Origin of the sequence: Streptomyces sp. NPDC013187 (genome assembly GCF_042899705.1) — a bacterium.
In the GTDB taxonomy this organism is placed as follows: Bacteria; Actinomycetota; Actinomycetes; order Streptomycetales; family Streptomycetaceae; genus Streptomyces; species Streptomyces hawaiiensis_A.
The window spans coordinates 156,785-178,641 of the sequence record NZ_JBIBAF010000004.1 but is presented as its reverse complement, the minus strand read 5'-3'; the positions used below and the strand labels follow the sequence as shown (position 1 = coordinate 178,641).

Here is a 21,857-nt window from a genome sequence, read left to right as displayed (position 1 = left end):
ACTGCGACGAGGGCGGCACGGTCAGGGCTTCACGGCCACCGCGCCGTACTGCGGTACCAGAACGGCCGATCCGGGCTCGGCGCGCCACTGCCCGCACGACACCATGCCGGGTTCGAGCAGCTCCAGACCCTCGAAGAACGCGGCGATGTCGGCGCCGCCGCGAGCCGTGATCGGGGGAGTGGCGTTCTCGTTCCAGAACTTCATGGCCGGGATCTGGCCCGCGCCGCCCAGCTCGTCGTCGAAGGTCGGGTGGGTGAGGACCAGGAAGCTGCCGGAGGGCACCGCGGCCATCACCCGCCGCACGATGTCCCGGGCCTTGTCGGCGTCCAGGACGAAGTTGAGGATGCCCAGCATCATCACGGCGACGGGCTCGGTGAGGTCGAGGGTGTGCCCGGCCCGTTCGACGATGGCGTCCGGGTCGTGCACATCGGCGTCGATGTACGCGGTGACGCCGTCGGGGGTGCCGGTCAGCAGCGTGCGGGCGTGCACCAGCACGATCGGGTCGTTGTCGACGTAGACGACGCGCGAGTCGGGCGCGAGCCGCTGGGCGATCTCGTGGGTGTTGTCCGCCGTCGGAAGTCCGGTGCCGATGTCCAGGAACTGCCGCACTCCGCGCTCCCCGGCGAGGAACGACACGGCCCGGCCGAGGAAGTCCCGGTCCGCCCGGGCGATGTCCCGGATGATCGGGAACATGCCGGCGACGTGCTCGCCGACCCGCTGGTCGACCTCGTAGTTGTCCTTGCCGCCGATCCAGTAGTTCCACACGCGCGCGTTGTGCGCCACACCGGTGTTCAGCCTCGCCGACCCTCCCGAAGGGGTGTGGACATCACTCACGACTCGTCCTCTCCTCGCACACACGACCCAAGCCGGTCATCGCCGTCATTGTGCCGCTCCGATGATCAGCTGTCCCGGGAAACGGCGGAGCGGCTGTCCCGGGAATCGGCGGAGCGGGAACGGCGGTCGGCGCTGGAAAGGAACTTCCCGGCCTGCCGAACGGCCTAGGTGGGGCTCGCGGCGGGCGACTTCCCGGCCAGGACGTCCTCCAGCCGCCGGGTGCCCTGCTGCACGGCCTGCTGGGCGGAGTCGTTCTCGTCCCCGTCGAGCCCGCCCGCGGTGACGGTGATCGCGTCGTCGCCGACCCGTACGGCGGCGACGTCCAGGGTCAGTGTGGCGTCGTCGCCGCCGGTCGAGCCCTGCACCGTCACGCGCAGGCCCTGCCGGGCGTCGCCCACCTCGGGCAGCGAGATCTCGATGACCTGGACCGTGCGCTTCTCCTTGCCGTCGGTCACGGTGAACTGGTCGCACTTCTCCGGCAGGGTCGCCATCCAGTTCAGTGAGTCCTGCGGATCGGTCCGGTCGTAGGAGGCGACCTGGTACAGCAGGCGGGAGTCGCCCTGTGCGAAGCCGCGCAACACGGACGCGCCCGACGGCCTGCCCAGCAGATCGTCGTCGAACAGGGAGTCCATGAGCCGCCGGCAGTCGGAGGCCTGCGCCTTGGCGGTGAGGAAATCGGAGACGTCGACGGTGCCGATGAGGAGGCTGTCGTGCCAGTTCTCCGCCTCCGTGTCCTTGACCTGCGTCCAGTCGTCCTCGATGTCCGCCTCGGTGATCAGCGCGGTGCGCGCGGCGTCGGTGGAGAGGGTGGCGGTGGGGGAGGGGGTCTGCCGCACCTCGGCGACCTGGGACGCGGTGACGCCGGAGACGCGCGAGCCGTCGGTGCCGCCGTCGTCCGAGCAGGCGGCGGTGGAGAGCAGCGTGCCCGCCGCCAGGGAAGAGGAGAGAACACGGACGAGCCTGGACGGACGACGGGTCATCGGGAGTGCCTCCTGAGAACGTGACGCGTGCCCCCAGCGCACCACCGCGGCCGGGGGCCCACCACCGGCGTCGGACCGATCGGGTGAGCATCGGCCGACGCTCGGGCCCGCCCGCGGGGCCCTGGCGTCAGGGCTCGGGCGCGCTGTTCAATGAAGCTGCACAGCGTGCACCGTCTTCCCGAGCGAAGGAGCCACCCGTGTCTCCCGCCGTCGTGCCACCCGTCGGCGCGCGCATCCGGCAGGCGCGCCTGGAGCGCGGGACGAGCCTGCGCGCGCTGGCCCGGGAGATCGGGGTGTCGGCGAGTCTCGTGTCGCAGATCGAGACCGGCAAGAGCCAGCCGTCCGTCAGCACGCTGTATGCGATCACCACGGCGCTGGGGATCTCCGTGGAGTCGCTCTTCGACGCCCGGGAGGAGGCCGCGTCGATCCCGCCCGCCGCGATCCCGCCCGCGGTCCCGCACGCCACGTCCCCCGCCACCGTGCCGCTCGCCCTCGCGGCTCTCGCCGCCGAGCCGGGGCGGCGGATCGGACCGCTGGTCGCCGCGGGCGGGCGCGAGACGCTGGAACTGGACTCGGGGGTGGTGTGGGAGCGGCTCGGGCGGGTCCCGGGCGCGGAGACCGACTTCCTGCTGGTGACGTACCGGCCCGGGGGTTCGTCCTCCGGCTCGGGAGCGCTGATGCGGCACCCCGGCACCGAGTACGGCTATCTGACCTCCGGCGAGCTGATCCTCACCCTCGCCTTCGAGGAGTACACGCTGCGGCCGGGGGATTCCGTCTGCTTCGAGTCGACGACCCCCCACCGTTACCGCAACGATGGAGAGGTACCGGCGGTGGGCGTCTGGTTCGTGTCCGGCGATGTTCAGTGACACTTGACACCCATCGCACACGGGCGTTCACTCCGAAGTGGGGGTGGTCGCCATGGCGATCCGCACATACGGCCCCAACGCCGTCGACTGGGAAGAGCGCATCGACCTGGACCGGCTGCGTGGACAGCGGCTGGCCCGGCTGCACGAGTCGCTGAACCGTTCCGAACTCGGCGCGGTGCTCAGCTTCGACTTCGCCAACATCCGCTACATGACGGCCACCCACATCGGCACCTGGGCGATGGACAAGCTGATCCGCTTCGCCCTGCTGGTGCGCGACGGCGAACCGGTCGTCTGGGACTTCGGCTCCGCCGCCCGCCACCACCAGCTGTACAACCCCTGGCTCGACTACGGCGACGGCGAGGGCGGACCGCCCACCGGAGCCCGGGCCGGCATCTCCACCCTGCGCGGCGCCTTCCACCCGGACGCCGGGATCGCCGAGGACGTGGCCGCCAAGATCGCCACCGAACTGCGCGACCACGGGCTCGCGGGCGAACCGCTCGGCATCGACGTCGCCGAGATGCCGGTCCTCGCCGCGCTGCGCGCCGAGGGCATCGACGTCGTCGACGGGCAGCAGGTCTTCCTCGAGGCCCGCCGCATCAAGACCGGCGACGAGATCGCCCTGCTCACGCAGGCCTGCGCCATGGTCGACGCGGCCTACGAGGAGCTGTACGGGTACCTGCGCCCGGGGGTGCGCGAGAACGAGTGCGTCGGCGTGGTCAGCAAGGTGCTGTACGACCTCGGCAGCGAGTACGTCGAGGGCGTCAACGCCATCTCGGGCGAGCGCTGTTCGCCGCATCCGCACGTCTACAGCGACCGGTTGATCCGTCCCGGCGACCCGGCCTTCTTCGACATCCTGCACAGCCATCTCGGCTACCGCACCTGCTACTACCGCACGTTCGCCGTGGGCAGCGCCTCGCGGGCGCAGCGGGACGCGTACGTGCGCTGCCGGGCGTACATGGACGAGGCGATCGCCCTGGTCCGGCCGGGCGCCACCACCGCCGGCATCGTGCGGGTCTGGCCGCGTGCCGAGGAGTTCGGCTTCGCCGACGAGACCGCCGCCTTCGCCCTCCAGTACGGCCACGGCGTCGGCCTGTCGATCTGGGAGAAGCCGATCTTCAGCCGTCTGGTCTCCCTCGACCACCCCGAAGTCCTCGAAGAGGGCATGGTGTTCGCCCTGGAGACGTACTGGCCGGCCGCCGACGGCTGGTCCGCCGCCCGGATCGAGGAGGAACTGGTCGTCACCGCCGACGGCTGTGAGGTCATCACCAAGTTCCCCGCCGAGGAACTGCTGGTGGCCGGGCGCAAGTACTGGACGGTGGGCGGCGAGCTGAACACCCGCCGCGAGGCGCAGTCCCACCTCAACACGGGGGACCGCGCCCGGGCGGACGCCGGGGACCGTTCACACGCGGACACCGAAGAGCGTTCATACGCGGACGCCGGGGACCGCTCGCACGCCGACACCGGGGACCGCTCACGCGCGGTGACAGGGGAGCGCTCACACGCGCACACCGAGGACCGTCGGCGGACGAGCCACCGGGACCGCTGATGGACGCCACCGCGCTCCTCGACCGGTACGAGCGGATGAACATCATCCGCCGGACGGAGAAGGCCGCGCACGACCTGTTCCTCCAGGGCCTGGTGAAGGGCACCACGCACCTGGCCGCCGGACAGGAGGCGATCGCCGTGGGCGCGAGCGCCGCCCTGCGCCCGGACGACTATGTGTTCGCCACCTACAGGGGCCACCACCACGCCCTCGCCCGGGGCGCCACCCCCGAGGAGTGCCTCGCCGAGCTCATGAGCCGGGCGACCGGGCTGTGCCGGGCCAAGGGCGGCTCCATGCACCTGACCAAGGCGGCCACCGGCATGCTCGGTTCGTACGCCATCGTCGGCGCCCATCTCCCGATGGCGGTGGGCGCTGCCTGGTCGGCCCGGCTGCGCGGCACCGAGCAGCTCGCGGTCGCCTTCTTCGGCGACGGCGCGACGAACATCGGCGCCTTCCACGAGTCCCTCAACCTGGCCGCCGTGTGGAAGCTGCCGGTGCTGTTCGTGTGCGAGAACAACCTGTACATGGAGTACACGCCGATCGCCGATGTCACGGCCGTGCCCCGCCCCGCCGCCGACCGGGCCCCCGCCCACGGCATCCCGGGCGAGGTCGTCGACGGCAACGACGTCGTGGCGGTCGAGGAGGCCGTGGGGCGGCTCGCGCGGCGGGCCCGGGCCGGAGACGGTCCTGCCGTGCTGGAGGCCGAGACCTACCGCCACTTCGGGCACAGTCGTACCGACCCGGCGGCCTACCGCCCGGCGGAAGAGGTCGAACGCTGGCTGAAGCACGACCCGCTGGACCTCGCGCGGGGGCGCCTGGCCGAGCTCGGAGTGCACGAGGAGACGGTCGCCGGGGCCGACGAGCGGGCCCGGGCCGTCGTGGAGCGGGCCGTGGCGGCGGCGAAGGCCGCGCCGCCGCCCGATCCGCGTGAGGCACTGACCGACGTGTGGGCGGACGGAGGTGCCGCATGGCGGACGTGATCACCTACCGGGACGCGGTCGCCGAGGGCATCGCCCGTGAGATGCGGCGGGACGCGTCGGTGGTGTGCCTCGGGGAGGACATCGCCGCGGCCGGAGGCGTGTTCAAGACGACCACGGGGCTGCTGGAGGAGTTCGGACCCGAGCGCGTGTGGGACACGCCCATCTCCGAACAGGCCATCGTGGGCGCGGCGATGGGCGCCGCCATGACGGGGATGCGGCCCGTCGCGGAGATCATGTTCTCCGACTTCCTGGCCTGCTGCTGGGACTACCTCGCCAACGAGATCCCCAAGGTCCGCTACATGACCGGCGGCCAGGTGACCGTGCCCCTCGTCGTGCGCACCGCCAACGGCGGCGGGCTCGGCTTCGGCGCGCAGCACTCCCAGGCCACCGAGAACTGGGCCCTGGCCGTCCCCGGGCTCAAGGTCGCGGCGCCGGCGACACCCGCCGACGTCGTCGGCATGCTGGCGGCCGCGATCCGCAGCGACGACCCGGTGGTCTTCTTCGAGCACAAGGGACTGCTCGCGACAAAGGGCCCGCCGCCCCCGCCCGATCACGTCGTCGAGCTGGGCCGGGCCGCGGTCGTCCGCGAGGGCGTCGACATCACGCTCGTCGCGCTCGCCTCCATGGTCCCCCTGGCACTGAAGGCCGCCGAAATCCTGGCAGGGGAGGGCATCGAGGCCGAAGTGGTCGACCTGCGCTGCCTCGTCCCGCTCGACGCCGCGACCGTCCTCGCCTCGCTGCGCAAGACCTCCCGGCTCGTCACCGTCGAGGAGAACCCGTACCAGGGCGGCTGGGGCGCCACCGTCGTCTCGGTCGTCGCCGACGAGGGATTCGGCCTGCTGGACGCGCCGGTGCGGCGGGTGGCGGGGGAGTGCGTCCCGTTGCCGTTCGCGGACGCGCTGGAGGAACAGGTCATTCCCACCGTCGACAAGATCGTCACTGAGGTGCGCCGGCTCGCCGCGTACTGAGCCGCGCACCCGCACCGAGCACCCCAAGGGAGGAAGCGCGATGACCACCAGGACACTGCTGCGCTCCGGTCACGTGATCTCGATGGACCCGGGCATCGGGGACCTGCCCCAGGGGGACGTCCTCGTCGAGGACGGCAGGATCACGGCCGTCGAGCCCGAGATCAGCGCCGACGCCGAAGTCCTCGACATGAGCGGCCACATCGTGATCCCCGGCTTCGTCGACACCCACCGCCACACCTGGGAGGCTCCCATCCGGGGCGTCGCCCCGGACGCCACCCTCGACGACTACTTCGTCGACATCCTCGACACCTTCGCCCCCCTGTACACCCCGGAGGACGTGTACGCCGGCAACCTCGCGGGCGCGCTGGAGTGCCTCAACGCCGGCATCACCACCCTCGTCGACTGGTCGCACATCAACAACACCCCCGAGCACCCGGACGCGGCGATCCAGGGCCTGGTGGAGTCCGGCATCCGGGCGCAGTACGCGTACGGCAGTGCCAACACCTCCCTCGCCGAGTACTGGTTCGAGAGCAGGATCGCGATCCCCGCGGACGACGTACGGCGGATCCGGTCGACGCACTTCGCGTCCGACGACGGCCTGCTGACCATGGGCCTCGCCACCCGCGGCCCCGGATTCTGCCTCGACGAGGTCGTCACCGCCGAGTGGGCCATGGCGCGCGAGCTGGGCCTCCCGATCACCGTGCACGTGGCCATGGGGCGGCTGGCCGGCCGCTTCGGCATGGTGAAGCAGCTCCACGGCCTGGGGCTGCTCGGCCCGGACACCACCTACGTCCACAGCTGTCACCTCAGCGGGGAGGAGTGGCAGATGGTCGCCGACAGCGGCGGCACCGTGTCGGTCGCGCCGCAGGTGGAGCTCCAGATGGGGCACGGCTGGCCGCCCGTCATGCAGGCCATCGAGTACGGCCTGCGGCCCGCGCTCAGCATCGACGTCGTCACCACCGTGCCCGGCGACATGTTCACCCAGATCCGCGCGGCCTTCGCCGCCGAACGCGCCCGCGTCAACGCCGACTGCTGGCAGGCCAACATGCCTGTCCCCAGCAACATGCTGACAGCACGTCAGATGCTGGAGACCGCCACCGTGAACGGCGCCCATGTCGCCGGTCTCGAGGACCGTACCGGCTCCCTGACGCCCGGCAAGCGCGCCGACATCGTCGCGATCGACGCCACCGCTCCCAACGTCGCGCCGGTGCACGACGCGGTGGCCGCGGTGACGCTGTGCGCCGACGTCTCCAACGTGGACACGGTCCTCGTCGACGGCGTGATCCGCAAGCGCGACGGCCGACTCGTGGGTGACACCGCCCGCGCCCTGCGGCTCGTCGGCGAGTCCCGCGACCGGCTCCTCGCGGCGAAGGAGACCAAGGGGGCGAAGGCGCCGGCATGACGAATCACCTGGTGCGCCACGCCGCCGACCTGCCCGACCCGCCCTTCGACGGCCACGGGCACCGGCGCCGCGCACTGGTCGGCGAGGACGACGGCAGCGTCCACACCGGCTTCGGGCTGTGCGAACTGCGCCCCGACGGCCGGGTGCCCGCTCATGTGCACTCGTACGAGGAGAGCTTCCACCTCCTCGACGGGGCCGTGATCCTCGACCTGCCCGAGGGGTCGTACCTGCTGGAGAGGGGCGACTACGGCCTGCTGCCGACCGGCGTCCCGCACGCCTGGCGCGGGGCCGGGGGCACCGGCGGCCGCTGGGCGGACATGCTGGCCCCCGTGCCGCGCGCCCGCTACGGGCACGACACCCTGGCCGTGCCGGACCTGCCCGCGCGCGAGCCGGTCCGGGTGGACGTGCGCGACCCGCGCATCCGCGGCTTCGGCCGGTTCGAGTCCGGCCAGATGGATCCCGGCAGGCAGTCCCAGGAGCTGCTGGCCGTCACGGCGAGCATGCGAACAGCGCTGCTCGTCTACAGCGGGATCACGGTGAAGATGATGATCGACGGCGATCTGGGCGCGGTCGCCTCGACCATGTTCATGGTGCAGTACGCGTCCGACGGGGTCATCGGCACCCACGACCACCCCTTCGAGGAGACGTATCTGATCCTGGAGGGCGTCGCGGAGACCACCCTCGACGGCGAGCGGTACCGGCTGGAGCCGGGCGATGTGGCCTGGGCGGGCGCCGGGTGCGTGCACGGGTTCGTCAACGCCGGGCACGGCCCGCTGCGCTGGCTGGAGACACAGGCGCCGCAACCGCCGTCGCGGCACTCGTACCGGTTCACGCGGGACTGGGAGTACCTGCGCGCGGCACTGGAGGAGAAGTCATGAGCAGTGTGCTGGTCGTCGGCGGCACGTCCGGGATCGGGCTCGAGTTCGCCCGGTCACGCGCCGAGAACGGAGACGACGTGGTTCTCACCGGCCGCGACACCCAGCGGGCCGAAGCGGTCGCGAAGGAGGTCGGCGCCCGCGGACTCGCCCTCGACCTGGCACGGCCGCTGGAGATCGCGGCGGCCCTGGCCGGTATGGGGCGCGTCGACCATCTGGTGATCGCGGGCGTCTCCCGCGACGACAACAAGGTGACCGACTACGACATCGACGCCGCCCTGAGCCTGGTCACCCTCAAACTCGTCGGGTACACGGAGGTCGTGCACACCCTGCGCGGCCGCCTGCACGACGACAGCGCCATCGTGCTGTTCGGCGGCCAGGCCAAGGAACGCCCCTACCCGGGCGCGACGACGGTGGCGACGGTCAACGCGGGGGTGCGGGGCCTGATGAACTCCCTCGCCGTCGAGCTCGCTCCCGTCCGGGTCAACGCCGTGCATCCCGGTGTCGTGGGCGACAGCCCGTACTGGCAGGCCAAACCGGAGAAGGTGCTGGCGACGCTGCGCACCGAGACACCCACCGGGCGGCTCACCGCGATGGCGGACGTGGTCGACGCGGTGGACTTCCTGCTGCGTAACCGGTCCGTCAACGCCGTCGAGCTGACGGTGGACGGGGGTTGGTTGCTGGGGTGAGCCAGTGGCCAGCCGCCGGGGGGGCGAGCGAGGGCCGGCGAGCGGCCGGTCGGAAGGAGGGTGGCTGCTCCGGAGGTGGCCGGTCAGCCGGCTCGGCGCAGGGTGTCCTGCGCCACCTCCTTGTCCACCGCCGCCCGCACCAGTGCGGCGGCGAGGACGGCCGGGTCGGTGTCCCCGGCCAGTTCGGTGAGGCGTTCCGGATCCCCGGGCAGGTTCAGCCGCTCGGCGCCCTGGAGAGCCTTGGCGTCCAGGTAGGGCGCCGCCTCCGGCCAGACGCCCTGCGCCTCGCGCAGAAAGATGTCGGCACCGGCAGGGCCGATTCCCGGAAACTCCTGGAGGAGCCGACGCAGTTCGGGGACCTTGCCGTCCGCCTCCCGGCGCAGCCGCCGCAGGTCACCGCCCCACCGCTCGGTCAACAGCTCGGCGGCGTCACCGAGTTGGGTGGCCGTGCGTTCGTCGTAACGCCGGTAACCGCCCCGGCCCAGCGCGTCGACCCGTTCCTGCCAGGAGGCCCGCGCCATACGCCGTGGATCGCGCAGCCCCGCCTCGTGCAGCGCACGGGCGGCGGCCAGCGCGATCGAACCGCGAATGCGGGCACTGAGCAGATGGGACAGCACCAGCAGCCGGTACAGCGGCTGGGGTGTGTCCCTCAGCCCGATGCCCGCCTCCTCGGCGTACGTCCGGCCGTGCGCGCCGACGAGTTCCCGCACGACGCGCCGCTCCGGGCGGTCCACGGACTAGCCCTTCAGCGGGTCGTGCCCGACGGTCATCAGCCGTCGCCGGCGACGGGTGTCCTCGGCCGTCACCTCGGGCTCGGGCTCGTTCTCGAGGTCCACCTCGTCGGTGACCTTGTCCACGACCTTCCGCATCACGCGCAGGTCGTCCTCGGTCAGGTCGGTGCGCCGCTTCTGGAGGATGGCCAGGACGTGCTGCCCGGTGGCCGAACCCGCCTGGTCCGGCAGCGGCTCGGTGGCCTCGTCGGCGTCGCGGACCCGCAGCCACGCCGCGAGTTCCTGCGAGGTCATGTTCACCACGCGGTGGAAGTCCTCCCACAGCGCGTCGAGTTCGAGGGCGTCGGTCATCGCCTGTCCCTTTCCGTACGTGGGTGTTTCGCGCCGGTCCGCCCGCGTGTCAGCGGGGGAAGTTCTCGGCGTCGAACATCCACCGCTGCTTCTCCAGCTCCGCGGTGATGCTGATCAGCAGGTCCTGGGTGACCGGGTCCGCCTTCTCGGTCGCGTCGATGCGCTCGCGCAGCCGGGCGACCGCGTCCTGCAGCGCGTCCACCATCACCTGCACGGCGTCCGAGTCGCGCACCCAGCCCTCCTGCGGGGCGGGCAGCGTGAACGCCTTGGCGACGGTCTCCGGCCGGCCGTCCGGCGGGACGCCCAGCGCCGCGGACCGCTCAGCGACCGTGTCGGCGAAGTCCCGGGCCGCCGTGACCACCTCGTCGAGCTGGAGGTGGATGGACCGGAAACGCGGCCCGACGATGTTCCAGTGCGCCTGCTTCCCGACCAGCGAGAGCCCGAGCAGATCCACCAAGGTGTCCTGGAGTGCCTCGCAGGCGACCTTTCGGGCGTCGTCGGGCAGGGTGCTCCGCACAGTCGTCATAGGGCGCTTCTCCTCTTCGCGTCGTTCCTGGTCGTCCGGAGCAGTGCGTCGCGCTCCTCCTCAACGGTGCCGCCCCATACGCCCGCGGCCTGGCCGCTGCTCAGCGCGAAGTGCAGGCACTGGTTCGTCACCGGGCAGCGTGCGCAGACCCGCTTCGCGGCGCTCACGTCGCGCAGGGCGGGACCGGCGGTGCCGACGGGAAAGAACAGCTCGGGGTCCTCGTCCACGCAGGCGGCGCTCCGCAACCACTCCATGAACGCGCGGGTGCCCCGGGCGCTCTGGTGCAAACGCGACGCATGGGCATCGCCTGACCTGCGATACGACTGCGGGTAGCCCGGGGATGTGCAGAACCTTCACAGGTGGTGGGGCCAAGGTCTATAGTTCGAAACTAGCAGTGCTAATTAATGCGCGTTGATGCGCGGTGTGAGGAGCCTTACGTGCGTCCCGTCCATTTCGCGGCCGCCCGCCGCACCCCCATCGGCAAGCTGCGAGGATCCCTCTCCTCGGTCCGCCCCGACGACCTCGCCGCGACCGTGGTCCGCGCCCTGGCCACCGGCGTGCCCGCGCTGGATCCGGCCCGGATCGACGACGTCTACTGGGGCGCCGCCAACCAGGCGGGCGAGGACAACCGCAACGTCGCCCGCATGGCCGCGCTGCTGGCGGGCCTCCCCGACTCCGTGCCCGGCGCCACCGTCAACCGCCTCTGCGCGTCGGGTCTGGAGGCCGTGACCACGGCCGCCCGCACCATCGCCGCCGGTGAGGCCGACATCGTGATCGCGGGCGGCTCCGAGTCGATGAGCCGCGCCCCCTTCGTCCTGCCCCGCCCCGACGAGGCCCTGCCGCACCGCATGGAGACCGCCGACACCCGTCTCGGCTGGCGCCTGGTCAACCCGGCGATGCGCGAGCTGCACGGCCTGCTGGCCATGGGCGAGACCGCCGAGGAGGTCGCCGCGCGCTACGGCATCCCGCGCGAACGCCAGGACGACTTCGCCCTGCGCAGCCACCAGCGCGCCGCCCTGGCCCGCAAGAACGGCCACTTCGACGACGAACTCCTCCCCGTGGAACGCCCCGACGGCGTGGTCGTCGACACCGACGAGTGCGTCCGCGAGGACACCTCCCACGAGAAGCTGGCCCGGCTGAAGCCGGTCTTCCGCGGCGGGGGCACGGTCACCGCGGGCAACGCCTCGCCGATGAACGACGGGGCCGCCGGTCTGCTCCTGGTCAGCGAGGACGCCCTGAACGAGCTGGGCCTCGAGTCCCTGGGCCGCTACGTCGCCGGCGCCTCCGCCGGGGTCCACCCCGACGTCATGGGCATCGGCCCGGTCCCCGCCACCCGCAAGGTGCTGGCCCGCACCGGGTGGAGCGTCGGTGACCTGGACGAGGCCGAGTTCAACGAGGCCTTCGCCGCACAGGCACTCGCCTGCGTCGACCAGCTCGGCATCGACCCGGAGCTGGTCAACCCGAGCGGCGGCGCCATCGCGCTGGGCCACCCCCTGGGCTGCTCCGGAGCCCGCATCCTGACGACGTTGCTGCACCGGATGCGGCGTACGGGGGCCGGGCGGGGGCTGGCCACGATGTGCGTAGGGGTGGGCCAGGGGAGCGCGGTCCTCGTCGAGCGGCCCTAGCGGCAGACGGACGCTCCCTGCGGCGATCGCACCTTCCTCGCGGCAGACGGACGCTCCCTGCGGCGATCGCACCTTCCTCGCGGCAGACGGACGCTCCCCGCGGCGGTCGCACCTTCCTCGCGGCAGACGAACGCTCCCTGCGGCGGTGGCATCTTCCTTACGGCGGTCGAACGTCCTTGGCGGCAGCGACGGCGCCCACCAGGCGAGACAGCGCTTACGGGCACCGGTTCGTTGCACATAGCATCAGTGTTCGCATGAACACCATGACGCTCTGGCACATCACCGGCTGGGAGTTCGCCGCCCTCGCCTTCGCGGCTCTGCTCGTCGGCTTCTCGAAGACCGCCGTGAGCGGAGCCAACACGGTCAGCCTGGCCGTCTTCGCGGCGGTGCTGCCCGCCCGCGCCTCCACCGGCGTGCTGCTGCCCATCCTGATCGCCGGCGATCTCCTGGCCGTCGCCACCTACCGGCGGCACGCCCACTGGCCCACGCTGTGGCGGCTGTTCCCCGCGGTCGCCGCGGGCGTGGTCGTCGGCACGGTGTTCCTCCTCTGGGCCGACGACGCGATCGTACGGACCTCGATCGGCGCGATCCTGCTGCTGATGGCGGCGGTGACGGTCTGGCGCCGGCGCACGGCCGACAGGGACGAGGTACCGGAGGCGGTCACCACCCGGTCGGGCCGGCTCAAGGCCCGCTCCTACGGTGTCCTCGGCGGCTTCACCACCATGGTGGCCAACGCGGGCGGGCCCGTGATGTCGATGTACCTGCTCTCCGCGGGCTTCCGCAAGCTCGGCTTCCTCGGCACCTCGGCCTTCTTCTTCCTGATCGTCAACGTCTCCAAGCTGCCCTTCAGCGCGGGCCTCGGCCTGATCGACGGCAACTCGCTCCTTCTGGACGCGGCGCTCGTGGCGTTCGTCGTGCCCGGCGCGCTGTTCGGCAAGTGGGCCGTGCACCGGATCAATCAGCGACTGTTCGAGCAGCTCGTCATCGCGGCGACGATCGTGGGCGGTCTGCAGCTACTGCTGCGCTGACTCCCGCAGCAGCGCCGGAAGGTCCGCGAAGGAGTCGATCACGTGGTCGGGCGTGCCGTCGGCGGCCCGCAGCGTCTCCTCCTGGAACTTCCCGGTCCGCACGAGCACCCCGGTGACCCCGGCCCGCTGCGCCGCGATCACGTCGGACTCGACGTCGTCGCCGACCATCAGCGTCTCGTCCGCGCCCGCGCCCAGCCGGGCGAGCGCCGAAGCGAAGAACGCCCGCGCCGGTTTACCGGTGATCTCGGCCTCCACCCGCGCGGCCCGCTCCAGCCCGGCCAGGAACGCCCCGGAGTCCAGCCGCAGTCCCTCGGCCGTACGCCAGTACAGGTTGCGGTGCATCGCCACCAGCCGGGCCCCGCGCTGCAGATGCCCGAAGGCCCGGTCGAGCGCCGTGTAGCCGAACTCGGGACCGGCACCGCCGACCAGCACGACATCCGGCACGCTGCCGGTGTCGTCGGCCTCCACGACGGTGACACCTTCCAGGTCCTCCGCGATGTCGCCGCTGTTCAGCAGCGCGCAGCGGGCGCCGGGGCAGTGCTCGGCGAGGTACCCGGCGGTGGCGGCGGGCGCCGTCAGGATGTCCTCGGCGGACACCGGGAACCCCGCGTCCGCCAGCGTCCCGGCGATCGACGCCCTGGTACGGGAGGTGGTGTTGGTGACCAACAGGACGCCGAGCCCGGCCTCCCGGATCTCCCGCAACGCCCCGACGGCCCCGGGCAGCGGCCGCCACGAGACGGTGAGCACCCCGTCGATGTCCACGAGCACGGCACGCACGGACTCCATGCCAGGACGATAACGACGGGGAGCCGCGCGCGCCGCTCGAACGGCCGCGCCGCCGGTGGCGAGAGCCGCGCGGGCCGGCCGATCGACGATCCCCTGCCGGTGACGGGAACGGTACCTGCCGGCCCATCCCGGTCCACTGCCGCCGGTAGCCGGGCGCGTCCGCAGGTCGACATCTGCCCGCTCCCGGGCGCCTGGAGCTGTGCTCGCCGCTCGGCCGCCGTCCCCCGCCGGTACCCGTCCCGCGCCCGCCGCGCCGTACCTCGTACGCTCGACGCCGTGTCTCCCCACGTCCTGATCCTCGGCGGCACGACCGAGGCCCGCGCCCTGGCCGCGGCGCTGTCCACCCGCCCCGGCGTCCGCGTCACGACCTCACTCGCGGGGCGCGTCGCCACGCCGGGGGCGCTCGACGGAGAGGTGCGCGTCGGGGGCTTCGGCGGGGCCGGGGGACTGGCCCGGTGGCTGCGGGAGCAGGGCGTGGACGCGCTCGTCGACGCCACGCACCCCTTCGCGGAGTCGATCACGGCCAACGCCGCCCGCGCCGCCACCGAGACCGGCGTTGCCGCCGTGGTGCTCCGCCGCCCCGGATGGCGGCCCGGCCCCGGGGACCACTGGCACCCGGTCCCCTCACTCGACGCAGCCGCGGACCTGCTCCCGGCCCTCGGCCGCCAGGTGTTCCTCACCACCGGGCGCCTCGGCCTGGCCTCCTTCGCCCACCTGACGCGACTCCACTTCGTCGTGCGATCGGTGGATCCCCCCGAGCCGCCGCTGCCGCCCGACACCCACGTGCTGCTCGCCCGCGGCCCGTTCACCGTCCCCGGGGAGACGGCGCTGCTGCGCGAGCACCGCATCGACGTCCTGGTGACCAAGGACAGCGGGGGAGCGGCCACAGCGGCCAAACTGACGGCGGCCCGGGACCTCGGGCTGCCGGTCGTGGTCGTAGGGCGGCCGCCGCTGCCGGACGGCGTGACGGCCGTACCCGATGTGGAGGGCGTGCTGGAACGGCTGGGGCTCGGGTAGGGCCCTCACACCGAGCCGGCCGTGAGGGACTTCTCCGCACCGCGCGGCAGCCCATGGCTCAGATCCTCCACCAGCAGCCGTTTCGCGATCGCGTCGACCGCCACGCGCAGGTCGCTGTCCGAGGGGCGGCCGATGTCCCGCCCCAGCCGGTCCTCCAGCCAGTCGGCCCAGGCCCGCGTGAGGACCGCCGCCTCGCGAGCGCCCGCCTCCGTGTGGGACAGCAGAGAGCCGGCGCGGGTCAGGAACCCCTCCTCGACCATCCGCTCGAAGACCGGCAGCAGCACCTCAGGGGGCAGTCGGCGCCGTGCGGCGATCAGCCCGAGGCTCGCGTGGCCGACCATGCGGGTGAACAGCTCGACCTGCATCACCGCCCATGCCCCGGCCACGTCGAGCCGGGTGTCGGACTCCAGGACGATCCGCCGCGCGGTGTCCAGATCCGTACCACCGATGATCTTGCCGACGGCGGCCTCCAGCACCCGCCGGGAGTCCGGGCCGCTCGGTGAGCCGAAACCCTCGCCCATGTCGGTCGAGCCCGTCCGCGCGGTGTCGCGCAGCCGGACCTGCTTGAGGAACAGGGCGACCAGGAAACCCAGTGCGGCGACCGGCACGGTCCACAGGAACACGGTCTGGAGCGTGTCGGCGTAGGCGTCGACGACGGGAGCGGCCGCGGCGGTCGGCAGCTCGTGGACGCCCTCCGGGCTGGTCGCCGCCCGGCTGAGGGTGGCCGGGTCCAGCTCACCGGTCCGCGCCGCCTGCGCCACCCCGTCGCGGAGGTTGGGCGCCAGCGCGTTGGTGTAGATCGTGCCGAACACGGCCGTGCCGAACGAGCTGCCCAGCGTACGGAAGAAGGTCACGCCGGAGGTCGCGGTGCCCAGGTCGGCGTAGTCGACGGTGTTCTGCACCGCGATCGTCAGCACCTGCATGCACAGGCCGATGCCGCTGCCCAGCACGAACATGTACAGGGACTCCAGCCACGAGCCGGTGTCCGGCCCCATGCGCGACATCAGGAACAGGCCGACGCCCATCACCAGCGCGCCGACGATCGGGAAGATCTTGTACCGCCCGGTCCTGCTGACCACGGTGCCGCTGAAGACCGACGCGATGAGCAGCCCCGCCACCATCGGCAGCGTCCGCACACCGGAGATCGTGGCAGAGTCGCCGTCGACGTACTGGAGGTACGTCGGCAGGTACGTCAGCGCGCCGAGCATCGCGAAGCCGACGATGAAGCTCAGCACCGAGCAGACGGTGAACACCGGGTTGGCGAACAGCCGCATGGGCAGCATCGGTTCGCGCGCCCGGGTCTCCACCCGGCAGAACAGCGCGAGGGCGAGGATGCCGCCCACGAACAGCCCGATGATCACCCCGGAGCCCCAGGCGTACTCGTTGCCGCCCCAACTCGTCGCCAGGATCAGGGCGCTGGCCCCGACCGCGACGAGCGCGATGCCCAGGTAGTCGATGACCGGCCGGGAGACCGACTTCACCACCGGGATGGTCCTGGCCGCCGCCACGACGACCACGATCGCGATGGGCACGTTGACGTAGAACGCCCAACGCCACGTCAGATGGTCGGTGAACAGCCCGCCCAGCAGCGGCCCGATGACGGTGGCCACCCCGAACACCGCGCCGATCGCGCCCTGGTACTTGCCGCGCTCGCGCAGCGGGATCACGTCGGCGATCAGCGCCATCGAGGTGACCATCAGGCCGCCCGCGCCGATGCCCTGCATGGCCCGCCAGGCGATCAGCAGCGACATGTTCGTCGCAAGACCGCACAGGAACGAGCCCGTGATGAACACGACCGCCGAGACCTGGAAGACCGCCTTGCGGCCGAACAGGTCGCCGAACTTGCCGACCAGCACGGTCGCGACGGTCTCCGCGAGGAGGTACGAGGTGACCACCCACGACATGTGGTCCGCCCCGCCCAGGTCCGACACGATGGTCGGCAGGGCGGTGCCGACGATGGTCTGGTCGAGGGCCGCGAGCAGCATCCCCAGCATGATCGTCACGAAGACGACGTTGCGGCGACGGGCGTCCAGCACCGGTGGCTGGGAGGCGGGCAGGGCGGTTTCCTCCACGACGGTCACGTCGTCACCTTCACACCTGTGGGCTACGTGCGCATGCCAGAACGTCCGCACGGGTGCCCGGTGATGGGCTCGTCAGTCCCGTCGGTCCCGTCGGTCGCGGGGGTGCCGGCGGAGCAGATACGTGTCCATGATCCATCCCTTGCGCTCACGGGCCTCGGCCCGCAACCGCTCGATGCGGGGCGCCGCCTCGGCGATCGGGCCGGAGACGAGGATCTCGTCCGGGGTGCCGATGTAGGCGCCCCAGTAGATGTCGACGTCCTCCTGCGCGTACTGCCGGAAGGTCTGGTGGGCGTCGAGCATGACCACCACGTCGTCCACGTCCTCCGGGAAACCTTCCGCCAGCCGCCGGCCGGTGGTGATCTGCACGGGCCGTGCGACGCGGTTGAGGCCCGTGCGGTGCCGGGCGACGAGCGCCGAGACGCTGCTGATGCCGGGCACGACGTCGTACTCGAACGCCACGGCGCCCCGCTCCAGCACCTCCTCCAGGATCCCCAGCGTGCTGTCGTACAGCGACGGGTCGCCCCACACCAGGAACGCCCCGGTCTGCTCCTCGCCGAGCTCCTCGGCGATCAGCCGCTGGTAGATGTCGGCACGGGCGCTGCGCCAGTCCCCGACGGCGGGGGAGTAGGCGGCGCCGCCGGCGCTCCGGTCCCGCTCCGGGTCGCGCGCCTCGACGACGCGGTACGTCCCCTCGGGCACGTGCGCGTCGAGCATGTCCCGGCGGAGCCCGGTGAGGTCCGCCTTCACCTCGCCCTTCTCCAGGATGAAGAACACGTCCGTGCTCCGCAGCGCCCTGACCGCCTGGAGGGTGAGCTGGTCGGGGTCGCCCGCGCCGATACCGATGACATGAATCTTTCGCACGCCCCGAGTCTGCCGCACGGGGTCGACGGCCCTTTCACCGCGGTCGCCCCGCCGGGTGCCCCCGGGCCGGGGGCACCCGGCACGTGCCCGTCGCCTCAGTCCCGGACCAGCCCGCGTGCGGGTCAGCTCCCGGCCGCCCCACCCCGCAGTCGGGGCGCCCGCGCCCCCGCGTCCACCGCCCTGCCGTCCCGCTCCACCTCCCCGGCCAGCTCCCGCGCCCACACCGCCACGCTCGCCACGTCGATCCCGTGCGGCAGGGCCTGCCCGGCCTCGGACGCCCAGGATTCGGCCGCTCCCGCCCCGCGCCTCAGCAGCCGGGCCCCGCCCGTCAGATTGCCCCGGGCTGCGTGCGTGAGCCCCACGGCGAGCTGGGCGAGCCCGCGCCACAGCTCGCGCTCCTGGTCGGGCCCCGACTTCCACGCGTCCTCGAAGACCTCGTGCGCGTGGAACGGCTTGCCCTCGTCCAGCAGCCGCTGCGCCTCGGCGACGGTTTCCCCGGGGGTGCGGACGACGCCCTCGGGCTGCCGGGGCACACCGTCCGTGCCGTACGGCAGAGGCCGTCCGAGTCCGTCCCGGGGCCGGGCGTTGCGCGCCCGCCCCTCACCGTCGCGGTCTCGTGTGTCGCCCGGCCGGCCCGAGCCGGTCTCTCCTGTGCTGCCCATAGGCCGATTGTCCCGCCCGGCCCGTTTTCGGCGCGGCCAGGGGTGTGGGGTAAGGTGCTGTTCGCGCGATCACGCGGCTCACCGCGGGTGGCGCGCACCGGGACGTGGCGCAGCTTGGTAGCGCACTTGACTGGGGGTCAAGGGGTCGCAGGTTCAAATCCTGTCGTCCCGACGGTGCGAAGGGTCCCGCAGGCCGATGCCTGCGGGACCCTTTGTCGTGTGCCTGTGCGGTGCGCAAGCCCTTGACCTCGAGAGCACTCCAAGCTGAAGACTCCCCCGCGTGCCCGAAACCCGGAGCACCCGGAGGGAGCGACACCCATGAGGTACCGCACGATCGGCACGGATCCCACGACCCGCCGCGAGGTGAGCGTCCTCGCGCTCGGCGCGATGCTGTTCGGCTCGGTGACGGACGAGGCGACGTCCTTCGCCCTGCTCGACCGCTACGTCGAAGCCGGCGGCAACTTCATCGACACGTCCGACAACTACGCCTTCTGGGCCGACGGCGGTCAGGGCGGCCAGAGCGAGGAACTCCTCGGCCGCTGGCGGCGCAGCCGCGGCACAGGCGACGAGATCGTCATCGCGACCAAGCTCGGCGCCCGCCCCCTGGCCCCCGGCACCGGCTACGTCGACAACCCCGAGGGCCTGTCCGCGAAGGTGATCCGCGAGTCCGCCGAACGCAGCCGAGAGCGGCTCGGCGTCGCCGAGATCGATCTGCTGTACGCGCACATCGAGGACCACACCGTCGAGCCGCAGGAGACCGTCGAGGGCTTCGGCGCCCTGGTCGCCGAGGGCACCGTCGGACTGCTCGGCGTGAGCAACCACGCCGTGTGGCGCGTGGAGCGGGCCCGGGCCCTCGCCGCCGCGGCCGGACTCCCCGGCTACGAGGTCCTCCAGTACGCCCACACCCACCTGCGCCCCCGCGCCGACGTCCCCAACGGCCTCTTCCCGGACGGCAGCCTCGGCTACGCCGGCCCCGACCTGCTCGGCTACCTGAGGGCCGAGCCCGCCCTGACCCTGGTCGCGTACTCGCCGCTGCTCAGGGGCGCCTACACCCGCCCCGAACGCATGCCCGCCGAGTTCGACCACCCCGGCACCCCGGCCCGGCTCGCGGTGCTGCGGGACGTGGCCCGGGAGACGGGCGCGACCGTCAACCAGGTCGTGCTGGCCTGGCAGATCGGCGGCGAACTGCCCGTCGTGCCGCTGGCCGGGGTCTCCTCGGTCGCCCAGCTCGACGAGAATCTGGCCGCGGTGGACCTGGAGCTGACCCCGGAACAGCGCGCCCGGCTGGACGCGGCGCACTGAGACCGTGGACCGTGGAGGGGAACGGCATCCGGAGTCCAAGAAGGAGCACCGGCCATGACCACCCACCCGGCCCACCCCGCCGCCCGCTCGATCAGGACCACCCCGGAAGGCCTCATGTGGGAGCCCAGCGAGCGCTGGGTGCGCGGCCGCAAGGGCGACGTCACCGTCGTCGACAGCCGGCACCCGGTGCTCGTCTGGGAGCCCCACCTGCCCGTGCCGCAGTACGCCTTCCCGAAGGAGGACGTCCGCACCGACCTGCTCCGCCCGGCCGGGAGCCCGCCCACGGGCGCCCACACCGGCTCCCGGGTCTTCTACGACCTCGACGCCGACGGCGAGGTGCGCGAGAACGCGGCCTGGACCTTCCCCGCCGACGACCTGGCCGACCACATCGCCTTCGAATGGTTCCTGCGCAAGGACACGGGCCTCGACCACTGGTACGAGGAGGACGAGGAGATCTTCATCCACCCTCGTGACCCGCACAAACGCGTCGACGCGCTGCCGAGCAGCCGGCACGTGCGGGTCGAGATCGAGGGGGAGGTCGTCGCCGACAGCCACGCCCCCGTCCTGCTCTTCGAGACGTCCCTGCCCACCCGGTACTACCTCCCCCGCGAGGACGTCCGCCTCGACCTGTTCGACGCCACCGACCACCACACCGGATGTCCCTACAAGGGCACCGCCTCCTACTGGTCCTGGCGCGGCGGGGCCGACGTGCCGCCCAACCTCGTGTGGACCTATCCCGAGCCGTTGCCCGCCGTGGCGGCGATCCAGGGGCGCGTCGCCTTCTTCAACGAGGTCGTCGACATCACGCTGGACGGCGAGCGCCTGGAGCGGCCGGACACGCCGTTCAGCCGGATGCTGCGGAGGGGGCGCCGCTCATGAAGCCGCCGAGCGGGGCCACCGGCCGGCCTTGAGGCCCCGCGGGCCGCACCGCACCCGGCTCCGGGGCGTGGTCAGGGCCGTACCAGCAGCTGGAAGTCGAACGAATAGTGCGAGGCCCGGTAGATGTGGGTGCCGTACTCGACCGGGCGCCCGGTGTCGTCGTACGCCGTGCGCTGCATCGTGAGCAGCGCCGCCCCCTCCCCCTCGTCCAGGCGGGACGCCTCGTCCGCCGAGGCCGCGCGGGCCCCGACGGTCTGGCGGGCGCTGTGCAGGGTGATGCCCGCCGAGCGCATCACGCGGTACAGGCCGGTCGACTCCAGGCGGGCGCTGTCGAGGTCCAGCAGGGACGCCGGAAGGTAGTTGCGCAACAGCGCCACCGGCCGGCCGTGGGTGCGGCGCAGCCGGTCCAGGACGGTCACCTCGCCGCCCTCCGGCACACCGAGGGCGGCGGCCACGTCACACGTGGCCGGGACGGTCTCGTTGCGCACGACCTCGGTGGTCGGCCCCTGCCCGGCTGCCTCCAGGTCGTCGTAGAGGCTGCTCAGTTCCAGCGGGCGCTTCACCTGGCTGTGCACCACCTGCGTGCCCACGCCGCGCCGCCGGACCAGCAACCCCTTGTCGACGAGGGACTGGATGGCCTGGCGGACGGTGGGGCGGGAGAGGCCGAGACGGGCCGACAGGTCCACTTCGTTGCCCAGGAGGTTCCCGGGGGCGAGGACCCCGCGCGCGATCGCCGCCTCCAGCTGCTGCGCGAGCTGGTGGTAGAGCGGTACGGGGCTGCTCCGGTCCAGGGCGAAGTCCAGCGCGCCGAGCGCCGGAGCGGCCGTGGTGCGGGACCGGTCACCGGACTTCGCCATGCATGAACCCCCTT

Annotated in this window: 23 protein-coding genes and 1 tRNA gene; 13 read left to right on the top strand and 11 right to left on the bottom strand. The window is 72.5% G+C overall.

Features of this window, described 5'->3' with window-relative positions; genetic code table 11:
• Nucleotides 1-21: 21 nt before the first annotated feature.
• Together ACFY5B_RS09360 and ACFY5B_RS09355 are read right to left on the bottom strand one after the other, a co-directional pair.
• Nucleotides 22-834: an SAM-dependent methyltransferase gene (locus tag ACFY5B_RS09360; protein ID WP_389966887.1), complete on the bottom strand. Its 813-nt coding sequence runs from the start codon at nt 832-834 to the stop codon at nt 22-24.
• 164 nt (nt 835-998) lie between these two features.
• A complete protein-coding gene (locus ACFY5B_RS09355; protein WP_389966885.1) occupies nt 999-1,814 on the bottom strand; it encodes a hypothetical protein in 816 nt (271 codons plus the stop codon).
• Between the two features lie 197 nt (nt 1,815-2,011).
• Between ACFY5B_RS09355 and ACFY5B_RS09350 the strand changes: the two genes are divergently transcribed.
• From ACFY5B_RS09350 to ACFY5B_RS09320, 7 genes are read left to right on the top strand one after another with little or no spacing between them, the layout of a single operon-like run.
• The gene (locus ACFY5B_RS09350; protein ID WP_389966882.1) at nt 2,012-2,680 is read left to right on the top strand and encodes a helix-turn-helix domain-containing protein; all 669 of its coding nucleotides are present in this window, start codon (nt 2,012-2,014) and stop codon (nt 2,678-2,680) included.
• A gap of 52 nt (nt 2,681-2,732) precedes the next feature.
• Nucleotides 2,733-4,226 carry a M24 family metallopeptidase gene (locus ACFY5B_RS09345; RefSeq protein WP_389966880.1) on the top strand — a complete coding sequence of 498 codons (1,494 nt, stop codon included), beginning with the start codon at nt 2,733-2,735 and terminating at the stop codon, nt 4,224-4,226.
• Entirely contained in the window at nt 4,226-5,203 is a 978-nt protein-coding gene (locus ACFY5B_RS09340) for a thiamine pyrophosphate-dependent dehydrogenase E1 component subunit alpha (protein WP_389966878.1), read from the top strand. The genes ACFY5B_RS09345 and ACFY5B_RS09340 overlap by 1 nt, the downstream gene beginning before the upstream one ends.
• Entirely contained in the window at nt 5,191-6,171 is a 981-nt protein-coding gene (locus ACFY5B_RS09335; RefSeq protein WP_389966875.1) for an alpha-ketoacid dehydrogenase subunit beta, read from the top strand. The genes ACFY5B_RS09340 and ACFY5B_RS09335 overlap by 13 nt, the downstream gene beginning before the upstream one ends.
• Before the next feature lie 40 nt (nt 6,172-6,211).
• On the top strand, nt 6,212-7,573 hold the full coding sequence (locus ACFY5B_RS09330; RefSeq protein ID WP_389966872.1) for an amidohydrolase family protein: 1,362 nt from the start codon (nt 6,212-6,214) through the stop codon (nt 7,571-7,573).
• Nucleotides 7,570-8,451: a cupin domain-containing protein gene (locus ACFY5B_RS09325; RefSeq protein ID WP_389966869.1), complete on the top strand. Its 882-nt coding sequence runs from the start codon at nt 7,570-7,572 to the stop codon at nt 8,449-8,451. Before ACFY5B_RS09330 ends, ACFY5B_RS09325 begins: the two co-directional genes overlap by 4 nt.
• Nucleotides 8,448-9,137 (top strand): SDR family oxidoreductase, encoded by a 690-nt coding sequence (locus ACFY5B_RS09320; RefSeq protein ID WP_389966866.1) that lies wholly within the window; start codon nt 8,448-8,450, stop codon nt 9,135-9,137. Before ACFY5B_RS09325 ends, ACFY5B_RS09320 begins: the two co-directional genes overlap by 4 nt.
• An 83-nt stretch (nt 9,138-9,220) precedes the next feature.
• Here the strand turns inward: ACFY5B_RS09320 and ACFY5B_RS09315 are convergent, their stop codons facing one another.
• The 4 genes from ACFY5B_RS09315 to ACFY5B_RS09300 are packed head-to-tail and all read right to left on the bottom strand — an operon-like array spanning nt 9,221 to nt 10,999.
• Nucleotides 9,221-9,871 carry an endonuclease gene (locus ACFY5B_RS09315; RefSeq protein WP_389966863.1) on the bottom strand — a complete coding sequence of 217 codons (651 nt, stop codon included), beginning with the start codon at nt 9,869-9,871 and terminating at the stop codon, nt 9,221-9,223.
• Nucleotides 9,872-9,874: 3 nt separating this feature from the next.
• Nucleotides 9,875-10,219 (bottom strand): DUF3140 domain-containing protein, encoded by a 345-nt coding sequence (locus tag ACFY5B_RS09310; RefSeq protein ID WP_344465331.1) that lies wholly within the window; start codon nt 10,217-10,219, stop codon nt 9,875-9,877.
• A gap of 49 nt (nt 10,220-10,268) precedes the next feature.
• Nucleotides 10,269-10,745, bottom strand: coding sequence for a Dps family protein (locus ACFY5B_RS09305; protein ID WP_389966860.1), 477 nt, complete (start codon nt 10,743-10,745; stop codon nt 10,269-10,271).
• Nucleotides 10,742-10,999, bottom strand: a complete 258-nt coding sequence (locus ACFY5B_RS09300) for a WhiB family transcriptional regulator (protein ID WP_389966857.1) — start codon at nt 10,997-10,999, stop codon at nt 10,742-10,744. Before ACFY5B_RS09300 ends, ACFY5B_RS09305 begins: the two co-directional genes overlap by 4 nt.
• 183 nt (nt 11,000-11,182) lie before the next feature.
• On the opposite strand from ACFY5B_RS09300, the gene ACFY5B_RS09295 reads away from it, so the two are divergent.
• Nucleotides 11,183-12,370 carry a thiolase family protein gene (locus ACFY5B_RS09295; RefSeq protein WP_389966854.1) on the top strand — a complete coding sequence of 396 codons (1,188 nt, stop codon included), beginning with the start codon at nt 11,183-11,185 and terminating at the stop codon, nt 12,368-12,370.
• A gap of 254 nt (nt 12,371-12,624) precedes the next feature.
• Nucleotides 12,625-13,398, top strand: coding sequence for a sulfite exporter TauE/SafE family protein (locus ACFY5B_RS09290; RefSeq protein WP_389966851.1), 774 nt, complete (start codon nt 12,625-12,627; stop codon nt 13,396-13,398).
• Here ACFY5B_RS09290 and ACFY5B_RS09285 read toward each other — a convergent pair.
• A complete protein-coding gene (locus tag ACFY5B_RS09285) occupies nt 13,384-14,184 on the bottom strand; it encodes an HAD-IIA family hydrolase (RefSeq protein ID WP_389966848.1) in 801 nt (266 codons plus the stop codon). The genes ACFY5B_RS09290 and ACFY5B_RS09285 overlap by 15 nt on opposite strands.
• Before the next feature lie 276 nt (nt 14,185-14,460).
• Here ACFY5B_RS09285 and ACFY5B_RS09280 point away from each other — a divergent pair, with 276 nt between their 5' ends.
• The gene (locus ACFY5B_RS09280; protein ID WP_389966845.1) at nt 14,461-15,201 is read left to right on the top strand and encodes a cobalt-precorrin-6A reductase; all 741 of its coding nucleotides are present in this window, start codon (nt 14,461-14,463) and stop codon (nt 15,199-15,201) included.
• A gap of 5 nt (nt 15,202-15,206) precedes the next feature.
• Here the strand turns inward: ACFY5B_RS09280 and ACFY5B_RS09275 are convergent, their stop codons facing one another.
• The 3 genes from ACFY5B_RS09275 to ACFY5B_RS09265 form a co-directional block, all read right to left on the bottom strand.
• Nucleotides 15,207-17,282 carry an MDR family MFS transporter gene (locus tag ACFY5B_RS09275; RefSeq protein WP_389966842.1) on the bottom strand — a complete coding sequence of 692 codons (2,076 nt, stop codon included), beginning with the start codon at nt 17,280-17,282 and terminating at the stop codon, nt 15,207-15,209.
• A 72-nt stretch (nt 17,283-17,354) separates the two neighbouring features.
• Nucleotides 17,355-18,143: a precorrin-6A synthase (deacetylating) gene (gene cobF, locus ACFY5B_RS09270; protein ID WP_389966839.1), complete on the bottom strand. Its 789-nt coding sequence runs from the start codon at nt 18,141-18,143 to the stop codon at nt 17,355-17,357.
• A 122-nt stretch (nt 18,144-18,265) separates the two neighbouring features.
• On the bottom strand, nt 18,266-18,805 hold the full coding sequence (locus ACFY5B_RS09265; protein WP_389966837.1) for a DUF309 domain-containing protein: 540 nt from the start codon (nt 18,803-18,805) through the stop codon (nt 18,266-18,268).
• A 98-nt stretch (nt 18,806-18,903) separates the two neighbouring features.
• Here ACFY5B_RS09265 and ACFY5B_RS09260 point away from each other — a divergent pair.
• From ACFY5B_RS09260 to ACFY5B_RS09250, 3 genes are all read left to right on the top strand, one after another.
• Nucleotides 18,904-18,977 (top strand) — tRNA-Pro (locus tag ACFY5B_RS09260).
• Between the two features lie 146 nt (nt 18,978-19,123).
• Nucleotides 19,124-20,107, top strand: a complete 984-nt coding sequence (locus ACFY5B_RS09255; RefSeq protein ID WP_389966834.1) for an aldo/keto reductase — start codon at nt 19,124-19,126, stop codon at nt 20,105-20,107.
• A 54-nt stretch (nt 20,108-20,161) separates the two neighbouring features.
• A complete protein-coding gene (locus ACFY5B_RS09250; protein ID WP_389966831.1) occupies nt 20,162-20,986 on the top strand; it encodes a DUF427 domain-containing protein in 825 nt (274 codons plus the stop codon).
• A gap of 71 nt (nt 20,987-21,057) precedes the next feature.
• Here the strand turns inward: ACFY5B_RS09250 and ACFY5B_RS09245 are convergent, their stop codons facing one another.
• Nucleotides 21,058-21,843, bottom strand: coding sequence for a GntR family transcriptional regulator (locus ACFY5B_RS09245; RefSeq protein WP_389966828.1), 786 nt, complete (start codon nt 21,841-21,843; stop codon nt 21,058-21,060).
• Nucleotides 21,844-21,857 lie beyond the last annotated feature (14 nt).